This is a genomic window from Halovibrio sp. HP20-59 (genome assembly GCF_033052795.2).
Classification (GTDB): Bacteria; Pseudomonadota; Gammaproteobacteria; order Pseudomonadales; family Halomonadaceae; genus Vreelandella.
Genome location: NZ_JAWJUW020000193.1, coordinates 1 through 232, shown reverse-complemented (window position 1 = coordinate 232; position 232 = coordinate 1). Strand labels below are relative to the sequence as shown.

At 66.4% G+C, this 232-nt stretch carries 1 protein-coding gene; it reads left to right on the top strand.

The window, feature by feature from the left end:
• Positions 1–188: hypothetical protein (locus RZA33_RS19835; protein ID WP_317510112.1), on the top strand; the 188-nt coding region annotated here is incomplete at its 5' end.
• Positions 189–232: the final 44 nt, after the last annotated feature.

The window sequence follows — 232 nt, the reverse complement described above, 5'->3', positions numbered from 1 at the left end:
CTGGCGCTTGCGGCGCGACCTTCGAGCGCGCCCCTCGGCCCGACAGCGACATGGACCTCATCCCGATCCGATCAATCCGCGCACGGGACGTCACCCGACGGATTAGGAACCTCCGTCGCGAACACGTGTTGATCGCCGCAAAGCTGCGCGCCGAACGCCGCGCGACCAATCAGAGGACCGGACCATGAAGCATACCGTTATCGCCGCAGCCTGCGTGCTGCTCGCAGGACCA